The sequence below is a fragment of the Viridibacillus sp. NPDC096237 genome, assembly GCF_050278625.1.
GTDB lineage: Bacteria > Bacillota > Bacilli > Bacillales_A > Planococcaceae > Viridibacillus.
This window is the reverse complement of record NZ_JBNNTI010000006.1, coordinates 99338-117881: the sequence shown is the minus strand read 5'-3', so window position 1 is coordinate 117881 and position 18544 is coordinate 99338. Positions and strand designations below refer to the sequence as shown.

Annotated in this window: 19 protein-coding genes; 8 read left to right on the top strand and 11 right to left on the bottom strand. The window is 36.5% G+C overall.

Features of this window, described 5'->3' with window-relative positions; all coding sequences use genetic code 11:
* A partial coding sequence (locus tag ACQKMD_RS06410) for an IS30 family transposase (protein WP_427750438.1) occupies window positions 1–315 on the top strand: 315 nt, incomplete at its 5' end.
* A gap of 74 nt (window positions 316–389) precedes the next feature.
* On the opposite strand, the gene ACQKMD_RS06405 is transcribed toward ACQKMD_RS06410, so the two are convergent.
* From ACQKMD_RS06405 to hemE, 9 genes are all read right to left on the bottom strand, one after another.
* The gene (locus tag ACQKMD_RS06405; protein WP_427750437.1) at window positions 390–2864 is read right to left on the bottom strand and encodes a YhgE/Pip family protein; all 2475 of its coding nucleotides are present in this window, start codon (window positions 2862–2864) and stop codon (window positions 390–392) included.
* A gap of 69 nt (window positions 2865–2933) precedes the next feature.
* On the bottom strand, window positions 2934–3503 hold the full coding sequence (locus ACQKMD_RS06400) for a TetR/AcrR family transcriptional regulator (protein ID WP_427750435.1): 570 nt from the start codon (window positions 3501–3503) through the stop codon (window positions 2934–2936).
* Between the two features lie 126 nt (window positions 3504–3629).
* Complete coding sequence (locus ACQKMD_RS06395; protein WP_427750433.1) at window positions 3630–4142, bottom strand: FixH family protein; 513 nt, start codon at window positions 4140–4142, stop codon at window positions 3630–3632.
* 2 nt (window positions 4143–4144) lie between these two features.
* Complete coding sequence (locus ACQKMD_RS06390; protein ID WP_427750432.1) at window positions 4145–5536, bottom strand: sensor histidine kinase; 1392 nt, start codon at window positions 5534–5536, stop codon at window positions 4145–4147.
* Window positions 5533–6216, bottom strand: coding sequence for a response regulator transcription factor (locus ACQKMD_RS06385; protein WP_427750430.1), 684 nt, complete (start codon window positions 6214–6216; stop codon window positions 5533–5535). The genes ACQKMD_RS06390 and ACQKMD_RS06385 overlap by 4 nt, the downstream gene beginning before the upstream one ends.
* Window positions 6213–7172 (bottom strand): YncE family protein, encoded by a 960-nt coding sequence (locus tag ACQKMD_RS06380; RefSeq protein WP_427750428.1) that lies wholly within the window; start codon window positions 7170–7172, stop codon window positions 6213–6215. The genes ACQKMD_RS06385 and ACQKMD_RS06380 overlap by 4 nt, the downstream gene beginning before the upstream one ends.
* A 544-nt stretch (window positions 7173–7716) precedes the next feature.
* On the bottom strand, window positions 7717–9138 hold the full coding sequence (hemY, locus tag ACQKMD_RS06375; RefSeq protein ID WP_427750427.1) for a protoporphyrinogen oxidase: 1422 nt from the start codon (window positions 9136–9138) through the stop codon (window positions 7717–7719).
* Window positions 9139–9147: 9 nt separating this feature from the next.
* On the bottom strand, window positions 9148–10080 hold the full coding sequence (gene hemH, locus ACQKMD_RS06370; protein ID WP_427750425.1) for a ferrochelatase: 933 nt from the start codon (window positions 10078–10080) through the stop codon (window positions 9148–9150).
* A 34-nt stretch (window positions 10081–10114) separates the two neighbouring features.
* The gene (gene hemE, locus ACQKMD_RS06365; RefSeq protein WP_427750423.1) at window positions 10115–11164 is read right to left on the bottom strand and encodes a uroporphyrinogen decarboxylase; all 1050 of its coding nucleotides are present in this window, start codon (window positions 11162–11164) and stop codon (window positions 10115–10117) included.
* 484 nt (window positions 11165–11648) lie between these two features.
* Between hemE and ACQKMD_RS06360 the strand changes: the two genes are divergently transcribed.
* Entirely contained in the window at window positions 11649–12167 is a 519-nt protein-coding gene (locus tag ACQKMD_RS06360; RefSeq protein ID WP_427750422.1) for an antibiotic biosynthesis monooxygenase family protein, read from the top strand.
* Window positions 12168–12251: 84 nt separating this feature from the next.
* A complete protein-coding gene (locus ACQKMD_RS06355; protein ID WP_427750420.1) occupies window positions 12252–13421 on the top strand; it encodes a M20 metallopeptidase family protein in 1170 nt (389 codons plus the stop codon).
* Between the two features lie 41 nt (window positions 13422–13462).
* On the opposite strand, the gene ACQKMD_RS06350 is transcribed toward ACQKMD_RS06355, so the two are convergent.
* Both ACQKMD_RS06350 and ACQKMD_RS06345 read right to left on the bottom strand, forming a co-directional pair.
* Window positions 13463–14644: an ABC transporter permease gene (locus ACQKMD_RS06350; protein ID WP_427750418.1), complete on the bottom strand. Its 1182-nt coding sequence runs from the start codon at window positions 14642–14644 to the stop codon at window positions 13463–13465.
* The gene (locus ACQKMD_RS06345; protein WP_427750416.1) at window positions 14637–15377 is read right to left on the bottom strand and encodes an ABC transporter ATP-binding protein; all 741 of its coding nucleotides are present in this window, start codon (window positions 15375–15377) and stop codon (window positions 14637–14639) included. Before ACQKMD_RS06345 ends, ACQKMD_RS06350 begins: the two co-directional genes overlap by 8 nt.
* A gap of 103 nt (window positions 15378–15480) precedes the next feature.
* On the opposite strand from ACQKMD_RS06345, the gene ACQKMD_RS06340 reads away from it, so the two are divergent.
* The 5 genes from ACQKMD_RS06340 (at window position 15481) to ACQKMD_RS06320 (ending at window position 18497) form a co-directional block, all read left to right on the top strand.
* Window positions 15481–15906, top strand: a complete 426-nt coding sequence (locus ACQKMD_RS06340; RefSeq protein WP_427750414.1) for an HIT family protein — start codon at window positions 15481–15483, stop codon at window positions 15904–15906.
* Window positions 15907–16054: 148 nt separating this feature from the next.
* Entirely contained in the window at window positions 16055–16582 is a 528-nt protein-coding gene (locus ACQKMD_RS06335; protein WP_427750413.1) for a tryptophan transporter, read from the top strand.
* 178 nt (window positions 16583–16760) lie between these two features.
* On the top strand, window positions 16761–17126 hold the full coding sequence (locus ACQKMD_RS06330) for a YtxH domain-containing protein (protein WP_427750411.1): 366 nt from the start codon (window positions 16761–16763) through the stop codon (window positions 17124–17126).
* A 148-nt stretch (window positions 17127–17274) separates the two neighbouring features.
* Window positions 17275–17787 (top strand): HTH-type transcriptional regulator Hpr, encoded by a 513-nt coding sequence (locus tag ACQKMD_RS06325; protein ID WP_427750409.1) that lies wholly within the window; start codon window positions 17275–17277, stop codon window positions 17785–17787.
* A 161-nt stretch (window positions 17788–17948) separates the two neighbouring features.
* Window positions 17949–18497: a DUF3267 domain-containing protein gene (locus ACQKMD_RS06320; RefSeq protein WP_427750407.1), complete on the top strand. Its 549-nt coding sequence runs from the start codon at window positions 17949–17951 to the stop codon at window positions 18495–18497.
* Window positions 18498–18544: the final 47 nt, after the last annotated feature.

Genomic DNA, 18544 nt, shown 5'->3' with positions numbered 1-18544 from the left:
CATGCTTTACCAAAAGACAGTTTTCAAACGGCAACGACTGATCGAGGCAAAGAATTTAGTTGTTATACAAACTTGGAAAAAGACTTGAATATCCAAGTTTATTTCGCAGACCCTTACTCTTCTTGGCAACGGGGCAGTAATGAAAATGCGAATGGTTTACTACGTGAATTTTTCCCTAAGCGAACAGACCTAGCTGAGGTAAGCAAGGATGAATTAAAAAAGGCGTTATATTTAATTAATAATCGCCCAAGAAAATGCTTGGGCTGGAAATCTGCACACGAAGCGTTCATGGAGCAAGTGTTGCACTTAATTTGACAAAGTAACTTTTATAAAAAAATTTTAACAAAAAAGGTTAAAGAGCTCCTTTCGCTCTTTAACCTTTTTAAATATTATTCTGCTACAGCGTCACTATTTGAATGACGTTTTTTAAAGATTAATGCAAAATATCCGAATGTAATAGCTAAACAACCTACCATAAAGCCGCATAGGATACCGCTATTTGTCCAGAAGAAGCTCATATCACCAGTAGAAATTGCAGCTTTAAATCCTTGAACAGAGTATGTCATTGGTAATAACGTATTAAAGATATGCAATGGTTTAGGTACTAATTCTAATGGGAATGTACCTGCACTTGTTGTCAATTGTAGAATCAAGATTAGGATAGCTACAAAACGACCTGGATCAGAGAAAATTGATACTAACATTTGAGTCAATGCTAGGAATGTATAGCTTGTTACTATCGCCATTAAGACGAAAGCCCCCATATTCATAGGCTCAAGATCTAGACCCCAAATAACTATCGCCACTGCAGCCAATGATTGAACTAATCCAACAACTGCCAAAACAGCAACTTTACTAGTGAACCATGAGATACCATTAATTGGTTTAATAGCTGGTTCCACTAATGGGAAGACGATTGTAATTAATAGCGCACCTACAAATAGACCAAGTGCTAAGAAGTATGGCGCGAAACCTGTACCGTAGTTAGGTACTGCGTTAATTTCTTGTTTCTCAACAGCTACTGGTTCGCCAACCATGTCATAAGTTTTTTGATTTGCATTTACTTCAGCAGCTTTTTCATTCGCTTCTTTTAATTTCCCTTGTAATGTGTTAGTACCATCTTTTAATTCAGATGTACCGTCTTTTAATTTACCTGAACCATCTTGTAATTTATCTAGACCCGTTACAAGTGATGATGTACCACCACTTAATGTACCTAGACCTGTTGAAAGTTTACCTGAACCGTCTTGTAATTGCCCAAGACCACTTGTTAATGATTGAGTACCATCAGCAAGTTTTAATGAACCGTCAGCTAATTGGGTTGATCCTGATTGTAATTTACCCATACCACCAGTTAGATCAGTTAAACCGCCTTGCAGTTGGCCTGCTCCGGCATCTAATTTTTTAGCGCCTGCAATTGAAGAACTCCAATTAGAAGCCAATTGATCAGTACCTCCAGCTAATTGTTTTGTACCAGGTGCTAATTCTCCACTAACGGTTTTATTCATTTTATCTAAACTAGCTGCAACTGTTGTTGCACCTTGTTTTAGTGAAGTTGCTTGTTCAGATGTTGGTACTGGAATAGTAGAAACTTGTTTGTTTAATTCTGCTGTACCTGCACTTAATTTACCTGCGCCTGCACTTAAATTATCAGCAGATGTATCAATTGTTCCTGCTGTTTTTAGTAAAGCTTGTTTTTGTGCTTCTGGAATTTCCATAGCATTAATTTGAGCAATTAGTTGTTTCGTACCCATTGCTAATTTTTTTGTGCCCGCACTTAATTCTGCAGCTCCATCATTTGTATCGTTAACACCTTTTTTCAAAGCAGGAACTTTTTCAGTCATTGCTCCAAGGCCATCTACTAGTTTTGTAACTCCTGCAGAAACATTTTGTGCACCAGGTGCTAATTGACCTAAACCAGCACTTAAAGTGCCAACGCCTGTATTCACTTTTTGTGCGCCGTCATTTAATGCGTTAATGTTTGATGTATTACCTTCTAAACCTTTTACTAAAGTAGCGGTACCTTTTTTCAATTCTGTTGAACCAGATTGTAGTTGATTTGAACCGTCTTTAGCAGAAAGAATACCTGTATTTAATTCAGATGTACCTTTTGCTAAGGTTTGAGCTCCACTATTTAAAGTGCCTGCACCTTCTGCCGCTGAATCAATACCATTTTTTAAATCGGTTGAACCTTTTGCTGCTGTTTTAGCACCATCATTTAGTTGAGTGGCACCATCTGTAGCAGTTCCGATACCATCTTTTAATTGGCTAGCACCGTCTTTTAATTTTTTAGAGCCTTTTTCAAGTTTAACAGCACCATCAGCTGCATCCCCGAAACCGTCTCCTAATTTTGCAATATTATCAAATAGTGTTTCTGCATATGTAGCAGAAACTTTTTTATTTACTTCAGCACGCACAAGCTCCATTGCTGTATTACCGATTTGTCCACCTAAGAAGTTGTATCCTTCATTTGGTCGGTAAATAATTTTCATTTGTTCAGGATTATCTTCTAATAAAGTACCAGCATTTTTTGAGAAGTCTTCAGGAATTTCAATTAAAATATAATAATCGCGATCCTTTAATCCTTCCTCTCCTTTTGCCTTAGATACTTCAACAAATTTAAATTCTTTACTATCTCTTAGATTATCGACTAAATCTTTACCTAATTGCTTTTCTTTTCCTTCTATTTCGGCACCTTTATCATTGTTGACAAGAGCTACCGGTAAATCCTGTAAATTTGCGTATGGATCCCAGAAAGCCCATAGGAACATACCTGCATATAGTACAGGAACGAAAAGAACTGCAATAATAGCAATTAGCATTTTTTTCGTGCGGAGAATTTTTGCAAACTCTGCCTTAATCATTCTTCATTCCTCCTATAAAACTAAGTGACTAAATCTCTCAATCAGTCGTTTTTATTCAAAAAAAGAGTCTCAAGGTAAGAGACCCCGAAAAATGGTATCTCGAAACATTAAAGCTATTTTCTCTTCTGATAGTTCAAAATCATGCGTTTCTCCCCAGTCAGCTACAAAACCGAAATAAGCTTTTAATAAAAGATATGCAACTAGATCTGGTTCACATTCCCGAATTTCCCCTTTGATAATGGCTGTTTTAATTTTATCACCAACAAAGTTAACAACTTCTTGTTCAATTCGAATGAGCACATGTTTCACAGCAGGTGTTCTTAGTTCCTTTTCTTCTTCAATCAATTTCGCATACAGAAGGTGTACTTCTCGAAACTCTAAAACTTTCATTAACACCGCATGTGCATTTTGCTGGAATGTCTGTTCAGCTGAGATTGCTTCATTTGCTGCCGTTTTCATTTCTTGAATCATTTTCACGACAATCTCTTGAAAAAGGATTTCTTTATTACTAAAAAAAGTATAAATAGTTCCTTTCCCTACGTTCGCGATTTTCGCTACTTGATCCATTGTAGTAGCTTTATATCCAAAAAGAGAAAATGATTTCGAAGCCGCTTCTAGTATTTCTTGTCTGCGGTCCATTTTGTTTCTCACCCACTTTCGTATTAAATAAAAATGACCAGAAAACCATTTTAGTCATCTGGTCATTTATTCTACACGCAACAAATGAAAGTTGCAAGTATTTTTCATACAAATTAGTTCTCTATTTTATTTTGATGAATGATCAGATGTTTCTTCATCTTTTTTATCATGCATATTCATATGATTCATATCTTTTGAGCCATCTTTTGATTCTTCTTTCACTTTACTCATATCTGGATTACCCACAATTAATTTTTGTTTTGGCATGACATGAAGGCCTCGAGCATTCGTATGAGCAAACATATAGTAAACACCATCATGGTCTAATGTGATAGTCGCTTTATATTCCCCATTTTGATCGAGTTTACCTTCAATCATTTGCCCATCTTCACGCATACCTGATTCCCATACTTCAAATTTCACGTCATCTGCATCATTCACATCTTCTCCACCTTGTGTTACATGTGCAGCTAATTCAATTTCTTTATTTGCATCCACTTTTTCAGGTGTTAAGATATCAACTTTCACTTCCACAGTTGTTCCTTCATTGTTTGATACATTGTCTTCTTGCTTTTTATCATTATTACACCCTGCTAGTAAACCTGTTATTACTAATAAACTAATTATCCATTTCTTCATCATTAAAACTCCTCTACCATTGGTATTTGTATTGTAATCGTTGTCCCTTTTCCTAACTCACTATCAATTTGCCAAGTTCCATCATGCAATTTGACAAGCTGCTCAACAATTGAAAGACCTAATCCACTTCCGCCATCACTACGGCTTCTCGCTTTATTTACTCTATAAAACCTCTCTGTTACATGAGGTAGATCTTCAGCTGGAATACCAATTCCATGATCTTCCATTTGAATAACTGCCAATTTCCCATTAGCTTTTGCAGTGATTTCAATCGATGTGTTGTTATTAGAATACCGTAATGCATTTTCAATTAAGTTGATGAAAATTTGCTTTAATTTTTCTTCATCTGCATTGACGATGATTTCATCACTAACATTAACATTCACCTGCATGTCCTTTTTATGTGCTTGTTGCTCTGTTAATAACACTACCTCACGAATCGTTTCAGCGAGCGGCAACGGATATAATGCAATAGGTTCAGATAAATTAGTTGCTCGTGATAATTGTAACAATTCATTTGTCAGCTTCTCCATACGATTAGCTTCTCGAACGATTAAGGAAATCGTCTCATGCTGTTCTTGTTCAGGAATTATCCCTTCTTTAATAACTTCTCCATATCCTTTTACATAACTAATAGGAGTTCGTAATTCATGTGATACAGTAGCTAAAAAACTTCTTTGCGCCTCATCCTCTTGTTGAATAGCGGTCGCCATTTTATTAAAGGTTTCTGATAACCGACCTATTTCGTCCTTAGATGTAACTCGTACTCTCGTTTCATAGTTCCCGTCAGCCATCTTCTCTGCCGCATTTTGCAAAGCATTAAGTGGCTTCATAATATGCCCTATTCCTTTATAAATACCAAAACCTACTATTATTAAAAATACTGCTGCACTTCCTAATAAAAAAATAACTTCTTTAGATGCCAATTCCGATATTTTCGCTAATGGAAAATAGATATAAATAATGCCTTCTAAACGATTTTGATCTGTTAGCGGTATTATGACAGAAATAATTTGCCGATCAAAGCGCTCCTCATATCCCATCTTGGTAACAGCTTGTTCTTGTAGAAGCTGTTGACGCTCGTCTGCACCAATCAATGTTTTATAATCAATATCAAATGGTACACAAGCACTTAGTTCACGTGGATTTCTAACGGCAAATACAGAGATATCTGAATAGTTATTATAATCATCAATTTGCGCGATTAAATCGTCGGTTACTTTACCACCCTCGTAAATTGTTGCCAATTTCTCCCCAACTTCAATCATCGACTGTTCCGTATCTTTGACATACAATCGTTCATATAAAAAATGGGTTAGTATGTACATAAAAAGAACCGTTAGTGTTAAAAAAACTAAAATCATTGCCCAAATGCGCGATGATAGTTTTTTCATAGTCCTACCTCAAAACGATACCCTAGCCCCCATACAGTGTGAATAAATTTACCGGCTTCTTTTCCTAATTTTAATCGAAGTGTTTTAATATGTGTATCTACTGTTCTGGTTCCCCCTGCATAATCTATGCCCCATAAAATCTCTAATAATTGTTCCCGTGTATAAACCGTATTTTCATTTGTCATAAATAAATGTAGTAAATCAAATTCTTTTAATGTTAGTGGAATTACATTTCCAGCTACAAATACTTTTCTCGATACCTCGTCCAAATCAATTGTACCTTTGCATAAATGCTTTACGTCCATTTCCACAGGAGTATTTCCCATGCGACGTAATACAGCTACGATTCGAGCTACTAGCTCTGTGGAAGTAAATGGTTTTACTATATAATCATCCGCACCAATCGTTAAACCTTTTACCTTGTCCTCATTCGCATCCTTTGCAGTCAGGAAAATAATCGGTACATTCGAAGTCTTACGAATTTCTTCGCATACTTGAAAGCCATCTATCCCCGGCATCATAACATCAAGCAACACTAAGTCGACATTCTCTTGTGAGAGGATATTGATAGCAACGTGGCCGTTTTCAGCTTGTAGTGTTTGAAATCTTGACTTTTTCAACATTATATCGATTAAATTTCTCATATCTTGTTCATCATCTACAATTAGAATAGATGTCATTTGTTCATCTCCCTTACAATCAATTGAAATGGACCTTTATCAACTTTAACTTTCTTTGTAACATTATTATTTTTCATAAAGTATAATGTTTGATCATCGTACCCTGCCACTACGACATATTGTTCAAAAAGTTGCACCGCAAATGGATTCGCACCAATTTCTTGTTTATTCATTATATGTCCGTCACCATTTACTTCATATAATTGACTTTGCCCATGACTGACGACATATATTCGGTCATTATCTACCGCAAAACCGATTGGCATCATAGGTAGTGAAAGCTCACGATTCTTCTTGCCCTTATCTATATCAAAAATATCGACAGTAGTATTCGGCTTCATCCCTGCACCGTGTCCACCAAGCCATAGTTCTCTTCTTTTATCTAAAGCGGCCATTCCGTGAGAGGATTTTGGAATCTGCCACTTATCTTTTGTTTCAAGAGACTTTGCATCAAGGACTGAAAGTTTTGTATCTTTATAATTAACTACATACAAATTTTGTCCATGGATTAGCATCGACATTGGATAATTCCCAACCTTCTGCTCAGCGACTTGCTCTCCTTGAGCAGTGAAAGATGTAACGCGATTTGTTTTACCATTTGCAATATAGAACATTTTCTTATCCTGTGCATAAATCGCATTCGTCACTCCAACTCCAGTTGCAATGGAATACGTAATTTCTCCGGTAGCTAAATTAAAAACGTCTGCACTCTCTAATTGATTACCATAAAGCAATATATATTGTTGACCAATCAAAGTAGCTCCTGTGTAAGCTTTCTCTAATTGCCAAGTAGCAAATACATTAAGATTTTCATTCACAAAAGTTATTGAAGGCTGCTGTATATTGACTGCTGCAATAAAGGAAGTATCTGCTGGAATCGCAGGGTACGCATCCTTTCCACACCCAAAAAGGAGCAGTAAAACAAATAATATGATGACCGTAACACTCTTTCTCAATCCCATCACCCCTCCCCTTTTTATCATACTTTATAAATGTGAAATAATAATGAAAGAAAGCAAAGCAATTTGTGAACAAATTGCAATGCTGAGGACGCCCTTCAAGCTGCGACAGGCACTGGAGGACTCGAAACAAAAGCATCTTTCCAGCTTTTGTCCGAGAGACCGAAGTGACCCGAGCAGCTGGCGTCCGAAGCTGGACACTCCGAAATGCTGAGGACGCCTTTCTAAAGGAACATAACCTAAGTTCACGGCGTCCCACCGCAACGGTTATGTGACCCACATCCTGTGGGCCCCCGACAAGCGCTGGAGGACTCGAACACAAGACGCACTTTCAGTCTTGTGCCGAGAGACCGAAGCGACCTCGAGCAGCTAGCGCTTGGAACTGGACTCTGAAATGCTGAGGACGCCCTTATAATGGAACATAACCTAAGTTCACGGCGTCCTGCCGCAACGGTTATGTGACCCACATCCTGTGGGCCTAAGCCACAAAAAAATCGCTCTTCTGTAGGCTATATGTAAACCAACGAAAAGAACGACTTCATTATTCAAATAACTTTATTAATAGCTCATCCACTGCGCTTCGAGCGTTGTCAACACAATTTGGTAAGCTTGTACCTTCATACGAACTTCCTACCAACTTCACCGTCGGAAAGTGTTCATTTAAATCTTGTTTGGCTAATTCCACGCGCTGAGCGTGCCCAACTGTATATTGAGGCATTGTTTCTTTCCATCTTGAAACAACTGTAAACAAAGGACTTCCTTTTATCAGGGTCACTCTATTTATATCTTGTAATACAATCTTCTCAATCTCACTATCCGATAAATCTACTATTGCTTCATCTCCAGAACGTCCTACAGAGACTTCCAACAACGCATAGCCATCTGGAACAAATGACGGCCATTTTCGATGTGTCAATAAACACGATGTAATTGAAAAATCACTATTACGCGGAACAGCGAATCTAGAACCAGTAAAACTTTCATCTATTGCTTCAATGGGAAATGCCATCGAAACAGTAGCGACAGTCGATAGGGGAATTTCTTGCAAACTTTGTAATAAACCTTGATTGGCAAACATTTTTTGGGTTATCAGATGTGGTGTAGCTAATATTACTGCATCCGCTGCAATTGAGGTTTTATTATTCAGAGATAATGTTACTTGATGCGCTGTCTTTGCAATCGATTCCACTTTGACACTTTTCAAAATAGTCGTATCTATTAGCTGAGCTTCTAATGCCTCAATCAACGTTTCAAGACCATTTTTAAAAGTTTGGAAAGGACGCTTTTTATTACCTTGCAATTCGTTAATAGTAATATCAGAAGGGGCGTTTTTCATCCCTATTATTAAACTTCTATATTCCTTTTCCATTTCGATAAGCTTTGGAAAATTCGCTTGTAGACTAAGTATATCTATATCTCCAGCAGAAACACCTAATAAAAGCGGTTCGATAATATTCTCAACAGTCTCCTTACCAAACCTTCTTCGCATAAATCTCCCTAATGGCTGATCTTCTTGTATTCTAGACCGAGGAAGCCATAGGTCACATGTAGCACGTACTTTACCACTCCATGACACAATATCAGAAGCTAAAAAGGAAGATAACTTTGTGGGAATCCCCAAAATTGATTCTGCTGGTACTGGATATAGTTTTTCATTGGCTGTAATGTAAGTTTGACCTGCTTCACTTCGAATAAGTTGGTCTTCGATTCCTAAGTCTTTTACTAATTTGGACATACAATTATTATTATCAACAAATGAGTTTGGACCACGTTCAATGATAAATTTTTCCTTACGTACAGTTTGAATCTTACCACCTAAACGATGAGAAGATTCAATCAGTACTATTTCTAATGGAAGTTTTTTTTCTTTAGCCTCTTGTTGCAAATAGAACGCAGCAGCTAAGCCTGTAATCCCACCACCGATAACGGCTACTCTTTGCTTTTGTTCAGTCACATCAATCATCACTTTCTATTAGGCTTGAGATAACGTTTTATTAATAACATCAACCATAGCATTGATGAATAATGGATCATCGTTTGGCATAGCTGGACGATGGTAGTTAGCACCTAATTCCTCACAAACAACACGACATTCATAGTCATTGTCATACAATACTTCTAAATGTTCCGCAGTAAAGCCAACTGGTGTATAGACAAATGAACGGAAGCCTTTTTCATTGTATAGTTCGCGAGTTAAATCTTGAACATCTGGTCCAAGCCAAGGCTCAGGTGTTTGACCAGCACTTTGCCAGCCTACTTCCATATGTTCTACCCCTGTTTCTTTTTGAAGAATATTAGCTGTCTCATGTAATTGATCCGCATACGGGTCACCCATTTTAACAATCTTTTCCGGTAATGAGTGGTTAGAAACAATTAGGCAAGCTGTTTTACGTTCTTCTTCTGACATTTCTGCAAACGCATCGTTAATTTTTTCTGTCCAATATTGGATGAATTTCGGCTCTTTGTACCAGCTTTCAACTGAAGTGATTGTTAAACCACCTAATTCTTCAGCTTTTTCTTTCGCACGTCCATTGTACGATTTAATAGAGAATGTTGAGAAGTGAGGTGCAAGTACGATAGAAACTGCTTCAGTAATTCCGTCTTTATGCATTGCCTCAACTGCATCCTCCACGAATGGTGCAATATGTTTTAAACCAATATATAATTTGTACTCTACTTCATCTTGTACTTCATTTAAACGTGCACATAAAGCTGCTGCTTGGTTACGAGTTGTTTCAGCAAGAGGCGAAATACCACCGATAGCTTGATAACGACTACGTAAATCTTCGATTAACTCTTCGCTAGGTTTGCGACCATGGCGAATATGTGTATAATATGCTTCAATTTCATCTTCGTTGTTTGGTGTACCATAAGCCATAACTAGTAAGCCCATTGTTTTTCTCATTGTAATTTCACCTCAAAAAGTTATTTACTACTTATTAAAAACGTACTTTTACTTGTTCTGAACTATATTCATGGATAAGTGTTGTTAAACGTTTTAAAACATCTGGATCTACTGAAGGGAAAACACCATGTCCAAGGTTGAAAATATGACCTGGTACTTCTAAGCCTTGGTCAATAATTGCTTTTGTTCGTTCTTCAATGATAGACCAATCAGCTAATAATAATGTTGGATCTAAGTTGCCTTGTACTGGTTTAGTCATACCCATAGCACGCGCTTCTTTAATTGGTAAACGCCAATCTAAGCCAATAACATCTACTGGTAAGTCATGCCATTCCATTGCTAAGTGACTTGCACCTACGCCGAATGTAATCATTGGGACATCTAACTCTTTTAGTTCACTAAAAATTCTTGTCATAACTGGTTTAATGAAGATACGATAATCTTCTTTACTTAGTGCGCCAACCCATGAGTCGAAAATTTGGAACGCTTTAGCTCCTGCTCCAACTTGCGCTTTAATATCCACTATTATCATATCTGCTAACTTGTCCATTAGCATGAACCAAGCTTGTGGCTCTGATACCATGAATGATTTTGTTAAGCTGTAGCTTTTAGAAGGACCACCTTCAATCATATAGCTTGCAAGTGTAAATGGAGCGCCTGCAAAACCAATTAAAGGTACATCTAGTTGTTCTTCAGTTAAAAGTTTTATTGTATCAAGCACGAATGGTACATGTTCTTCAGGATTAAATTCGCGTAAAGCTTCTACATCTTTTACAGAGCGAATTGGATTTGAAATCACTGGACCAATACCTGCTTTGATTTTCACATCCACACCCATACCTGGTAATGGTGTTACGATATCTTTATATAAAATAGCTGCATCAACATTATAATTTTGTACTGGTAAATGTGTTACATATGCACACAATTCCGGTTGATGTGTAATTTCCTCAAGTGAGTATTTTTCTTTAATCTTACGGTATTCAGGCTGTGAACGTCCTGCTTGACGCATATACCAAACAGGTGTATAGGCTGTCCTCTCTCCACGTGCTGCGCGTAAAAGCGTATCATTAATCGTTCTCATGAACAGATTCATTCCCTTCATATATATAAGTTAATCGTTTCGACTTTCGTATCCGTTTTCACTATAGTCGTTTCCTATGTTATTGTATAGTTTTCAGACCGAAATGTCATAAAAATGTTTGTAATGTTGACATCTTTTTGACAAAGATGTCTGACAATCTAAAAATACTCAAATCCTTTTAATATATTTTGCTTTTTATCGATATATCAAACATACAATTATTAATTATGTATACTATAATGTTTAATTAATATAAGCTATGGCTAAACATATTATACAAATAACGGTAAAAGATTTCGATTCAAGTAAGGTAACCTAAGTACGCGACAGTTGTGTGACCCGCATCCTATGACCTTAAGTGACCTCGAAGTGCTCGCGCTTGAAGCTGGACACTATGGAAAACATACAGCTCCAGGCTAAGGCAACTTGCAACCGAAACTGAATATAGTCCAAGAACACATAAATTGAACAGGAGGCGTTATTATTGAATATTTATTTAACATCTGGAACACCAGAATTTATGAAGAGCTTACGAAACAAATACCCAAATGAAAAAATGATTGTATTACTTGGCTCAGGTAACTCTATGTTACTACATGAAACAGAGGGAAAATCAGTATTTCAAACCCCTAGAAGCTACGAAGTAATCGATTCAATTAATCAATTAGAAGATAAAGGTTTTTTTGTACTGAATCATCTTCCTATCTCTGATGAAGGTCGTCCACTATTTGAACATCGTTTTTTAAGTCGTTCTCATGTAATTGAATCAGACCCTGGTCTCACAGCATACCGCTTACTTAAACCACTAAATTCCGAAACTTATATTACCTTAACTGAATGGTCTGGTCCAAACTCATTTGAAGCTTGGAAAGCATCGAATGCCTATAAAGATGCTTTTGAAAATCGCGTTGGTATAGAAGGTATTGAAAATCGTAATATTTTCACAAGTAAAGCATATGTAACAACCTATACCACTACTAAAAATGAAGAAACTAAAGATTAATTACTAAAGTCGAGTAAGGCACTCGGCTTTTTTTGCTATAATAGAAGTTAATCAAAAATACTATCTATGAGTGGGGTATAGCAAATGAAAATACAACTTTTTGATAAACTAGATGCTTCTTACAAAGATATGGTACAAATTCGTCGCCATTTACATATGCATCCTGAAGTATCTTTTGAAGAGACTGAAACAGCTAAGTATATACAAAAATTTTACGATGAGCTAGGTGTAGCTTATGAAGCGAATGTTGGTGGTAACGGCGTTGTTGCACACATTAAAGGTTCAAAACCTGGTAAAACAATTGCTTTAAGAGCAGATTTTGATGCATTACCTATTCAAGAAGAAAATGATATACCATATAAATCAACTGTAGCAGGCGTTATGCATGCTTGTGGCCATGATGGTCATACAGCCACAATGCTACAACTAGCAAAAGCCCTTCATGAAATGCGCGAGCAGTTAGTTGGCGAATACGTAATTATTCATCAACATGCAGAAGAATTTGCGCCAGGTGGAGCGAAGCCAATGGTAGAAGCTGGATGTCTTAATGGTGTAGACGCCGTGTTCGGTACCCATTTATGGTCGTTAACGCCATTTGGTACAGTCGAACATCGCCCAGGACCTATGATGGCTTCATCTGATCGTTTTGAAATTACAATACATGGTCGTGGTGGACATGGGGCTATGCCACAGGATACAGTTGATGCCTTAACGGTTGGTGCTCAACTTGTTACTTATCTACAGCAAATTGTCTCACGTCGAGTAGACCCTATCGAATCCGCTGTTGTAACAATCGGTTCTTTCAACGCAGGTGATACCTTTAACGTAATTCCAGGAGAAGCTAAAATTTCTGGAACTGTACGGACTTTTATTCCCGAAATTCGTGATTTAGTTCAGGCTGAAATTGAACGTATTGTAAAAGGTACTTGCCTTGCTGCAGACTGTTCTTATTCATACGATTATTTAAGAGGCTATCCACCAGTAGTCAATCATGAGAAAGAAGCTGCTTTCTTAACAACTATTGCTAAAGAAATTCCTGGTGTTCTGAACGTCCAGCAGTGTCCTCCTCTTATGGTTGGCGAAGATTTCTCTTATTATCTTGAAGAAGTACCAGGTGTGTTTTTCTTTACCGGAGCAATGCCTGAAAATACAGTTTACCCACATCATCATCCGAAATTCGATTTCCGTGAAGAATCGATGTTAATTGCTTCTAAAACGTTAGGTGCAGCTGTACTGGATTATCAAAATCTATAACAAAAAAATCCTGAGACATTTTTACTGTCTCAGGATTTTCTTTATTTTGTCATTCTTAAAGTAAGCTCACCAACGATTAACATAATAATTGGTCCGACATAAAATAATGGATTACCTATGCCACAAATTAACACGATAATCGCTTGCACGATACTTACTAGACGAACAATTTTATGAACTGCTAGTTTACGATAAACTGCTGGTATTGGGTATAACATATACATAGTGAAATCTGTTGAAGAAATTAATGCTTGCTTCAACTGAATTGTCGTCGCAAAGGCAAGCGCAGCTAAAAAGACTCCAACAGCAACAGGCATATTAATAAAAAAAGCACCTAAGGCAGCTATTGTCGTTAAACGTACCCATAAATAGAAATGGTCATCTGTACGGACGAAAGTACGGAACACCAAATAAGCTTGTGTGTTTTCCTTTTTAAACGGCACCATTTTATACAGAGCATCCAACCACTGTCGTCTTTTAATGCTACCGTGTATATGCGGCACGTCTGTAAAATAATTAGCAAAACGGTAAAGACGTAACATACGATTTTGCTCCAGTTTTACGAAATGTTCATATGGGAAGGGATGCATTGTCTTTTGTTTCATCCAAGTAAAACCATAATAGATTACTGGAATAGCAACAATAATCATCATCCATACGTTCATCAATAACACTGATGCTAGAACTGTAATAGAGATTAATACTCGTAGGAGGCGGTCTCCCCATACTGCTTGTCCTCGATTAGCCCAACGAAATGCAAAATCGACTTGTACATTCCACCACTTCATCAACACCACAACTACAAATGTGAAGCCAATCGTTCCAGTAGATACTTGTCCTATTTGCTTTAGCATAGGTAGAGCTACGATAAATGGTATAACAACGACAAGAATCTGTGACCAAAATGTCCAATTTAGAGCCTTTCTAAAATAAATCGGAAGCTTTGTCTCAAGTGGCAATAAGTATACTTGGTCAGGCTCGCGGATTAAAGTCGTAGGACTACTAAATGCTAAGAGAAAACCTAAGACCATTGCAGTCACTAATATAGAAGGAAAATCAGTCGGATTTGTTTTCAACCACTCACTATATTGATAACCACCTGCACCGATGATGAATACAAGTACGATTGCCATATGCCCTGTAAAGACATACTTCATATACTTTTGCACTTCATTTATATAATGAAAGAAGCGTGTACGCCACACATCATGCAAGTTATTCATGATCTTGCTCCTTTGTCATTGCGATGTATAAGTCGTCCAAAGTCGCACCTGGCATATTGAAAGCTTGGCGTAAGTCATCCATCGTCCCTTGTGCGCGAAGTCGGCCATTATGTAACAATAAAATACGGTCACAATGCTTTTCAGCCGTCGATAAAATATGTGTAGACATCAAAATAGATGCCCCGTCTTTTTTCTTTTCATCCATATGGTCTAATAATGATTGAATACCGAGTGGATCTAGTCCTAAAAAAGGCTCATCAATAATATATAATGATGGATTAACTAAGAATGCACACATAATCATTACTTTTTGACGCATCCCTTTTGAGAAATGCGACGGGAACCAGTTTAAGCGTTTTTCCATACGGAATTCTTTTAATAATGGTTCAGAGCGTTCTTTCAATGTCTGTTCATCTAACCCATATGCCATTGCAGTTAATTCTAAATGTTCCTTTAACGTTAACTCATCGTATAGTACCGGCGTTTCTGGAATATATGAAAATGATGCACGATATTGATCCATATTTTCCTTTATTGAGATCCCGTTTAGAAGAATGTCCCCACTTTTTTGAGTCATTAATCCGATGATGTGTTTAATTGTTGTACTTTTCCCTGCCCCATTCAGCCCAATTAGCCCGACTAGTTCTCCAGGTTGAATGGTAAATGATAAATCATGAATAACAGGCTTTCTCGTATAACCACCTGTTACGGATTGCAATTCTAATACTGTCATTCCTCGTCACTCCTATTCTTCTTACAGTTTATCAAAATTTTCGCAAACTAGCAGTTATCAATATGGTAAAATGAAAAGCAAAATGATGAAAGGTGTGTTTTTTATGAGCGATTGTTTATTTTGTAAAATTATCGATGGTTCAATCCCAAGCAAGAAAATTTATGAAGACGAATTTGTCTACGCCTTTATGGATATCGGTCCCTTATCAAAAGGTCATACATTATTAATTCCAAAGGAGCATGTTGCAAACGTTTTTGAAATGTCTTCTGAAGTAGCTGCTAATCTATTTGCAATTGCACCAAAAATAGCTAACGCTATCAAAGATACTTTCAACCCAGCTGGCATGAACTTAGTAAATAATAATGGCGAAGCGGCTGGACAAACTGTTTTCCACTTCCATTTACACTTCATACCAAGATATGATGAAACAGACGGATTTAAACCTACTTGGATTACAAAACCAGATGAATATACGCCAGTAATTTTAGCTGATCTAGCAGAACAAATTATCGTAAATCTAAATAAATAGGATTAAATTTCTTATTAACAATATTATAATAGTGTTGATTTTCAGATAATTTACCTGTAAAATCATGTGTAAGTTTCGCTTTCGATCACGAGGATACGGAAGGAAATAACAAAAGTTGAGCTCAGTGTAGCTATAGGAGAGATGAGAAATGAATACGAAGAATTTAGTTTTAATGGCACTTTTAGTTGGTGTAGGTGCGGCATTATATGTCGTGATTCCAGGAATTAATGGTGGTATGAAGCCAGACTTCATGCTAACGATGATGTTTATCGGCATCTTATTATTCCCTGGCATTAAGGAAGTTTTCTTACTTGCGATAACAACAGGCGTGATTTCAGGCTTATTTTCAACATTTCCAGCTGGTTTTGTACCAAACATTATCGACAAATTAGTCACAGCATTTATTTTCTATGTAGCAGTTGTATTATTACGAAAGTTTGCTCAGAAAATTGCAGTATCAGCTGTTCTTGCTGGTGTAGGTACGATTATTTCAGGAAGTGTTTTCTTAGGTTCTGCCATACTAGTTGTTGGAGCGAAAATTCCATTTACAGCATTATTCATAACAGTTGTACTACCTGCTGTTGCCATTAACGTCGTAGCATTTATTATTATTTACCCAATCATCATTAACTTGGTTAAACGTTCGAAATTTAATACAGCTTTAACACATGCCTAAATATCAAAATGAAAGATAATATAACCAGAAGGTCACTATCTACAGTATTATAGATAATGACCTTCTTTTTAATAGCTACAAAGAATAAACAGTTTTTATTTTCTTTTATTAATTATCATGTTTTATTATAGTAAAAGAAGGATATACATAGTTAAAAGTAGGAAGGAGAAACGATATTATGAAAACGTCTACATTTTTAATCGGATTAACAACGGGGGCAATTGGTGGTATGGTAGCAGTCCTTTTATCTACACCGCAATCAGGCAAAGAATTTAGATCATCATTACAAACTACTAAAGAGGACCTGCAAAATAGAATAGCAGATATTAAAGGGGCTATTGAAAACATAAAAAACGAAGCACAACAAACTATCCCTAAAGTTATTGAAGAATCTAAAGAATCTTTTGCTGCTTGGCAAGCTGAGACAGCGCCTATTCAAGAGAATCTCCAACAAGAGATCGATTCTTTACAAAGCTCTGTTGAAGAAATTGAAAAACATTTAGCTGAGTTTCAAAATCGTAAAATAAAAAAAGACAATGCATAAAATCATCTGATAAAAGTATATTCTTCGAGAAAAATAGTTAAACTATTAGAAAAAGTATCTTTTTATACTATTTTATATTGGAAAACGATTGTTTATTATTTACAAATAATGTTATAATGTTAGAAAATTGCGAAAGTTGGTGATAGCTATGCCTGAAGACTTATATACGGTTCGTGAAGCTATGCTTTACAGCCAAAGAATCGCCCAGCTATCGAAGGCCCTATGGAAAGCTGCTGAAAAAGATTGGCAAGCATGGATAAAACCATATGATTTAAATATCAATGAGCACCATGTATTATGGATTGCTTCTAATCTTGAAGGCGCATCGATTTCTGATATAGCAAAATTTGGTGTAATGCACGTATCAACCGCATTCAATTTCTCGAAAAATTTAGAGGAGCGTGGATTGCTTGCATTTTCTAAACGTAATGACGATAAGCGAAATACATATGTCGAGCTCACCGAAAAAGGTAAGTCATTACTCGTTGAATTAACAGAAAATTACAACCAATCTAAACATAGTGTTCTCGAAGGATCTCTGCCATTAAAGGAGATGTATGGTAAATTCCCAGAGTTATTAGACCTAATGGCTATTATTCGTAATATCTACGGTGATGATTTCATGGATATTTTCGAAGGTTCATTACGCAATATTGAATAATATTCGCAACGAGTTCAACCTGAGAATTGCTCCGATTGGGCAATTCTCAAGGATGAAAACGCTATCTTTTTTTTAATATAAAATGACTTGATTTTCCTTATAAAAAGCATTAATGTTAGGTTTCGAAGATTATCATATTTTGAAATTGGAGATGCTATACCTTGCATTGCTGGAAAACAATTAATGTACAGAAACAATACGGCCACGATCGTATTTTTTTATTGTCTACTATTATCGTTATTAGCGTATTTTCTGTTTTTTATATACTATTAAATATATTTAAAGAAGATCCGTTATCAGATCACTTATTCCCGCTCTTTTTAATTGTCTTTTTTATGATTTACCCTATTCATAAGGTGCTGCATTTTATACCACTTTTTAATTATCGTAAAAGTTTGCGCTATTCTATTGAGAAACAATATGGTTTTTTACCTGTATTGTCGATGCGTATCCATGAGCCGATTTTAAAAAGTCGTTATATTTTTGCATTGCTTGTACCGTTTGTTCTGCTTAACATAGCTTTAGTGATTGGAGCGATTTTGTTCCCATCCTTTAGACATTACTTTTCAATTTTGTTGGCTTATCACTGCGGACTTTGCTTAATTGATCTATTGTATGTCAAGCATCTTATTCATTCACCTAAAACCGCTTTAATTGAAGAAACAGATAAGGGTTTTGAAATTTTAGTTCCATCTTCTAACCAACGATGATTAACTTGTCATTTCTGTTCTTCTTTTGTTATGCTTGTGGTGTAGAT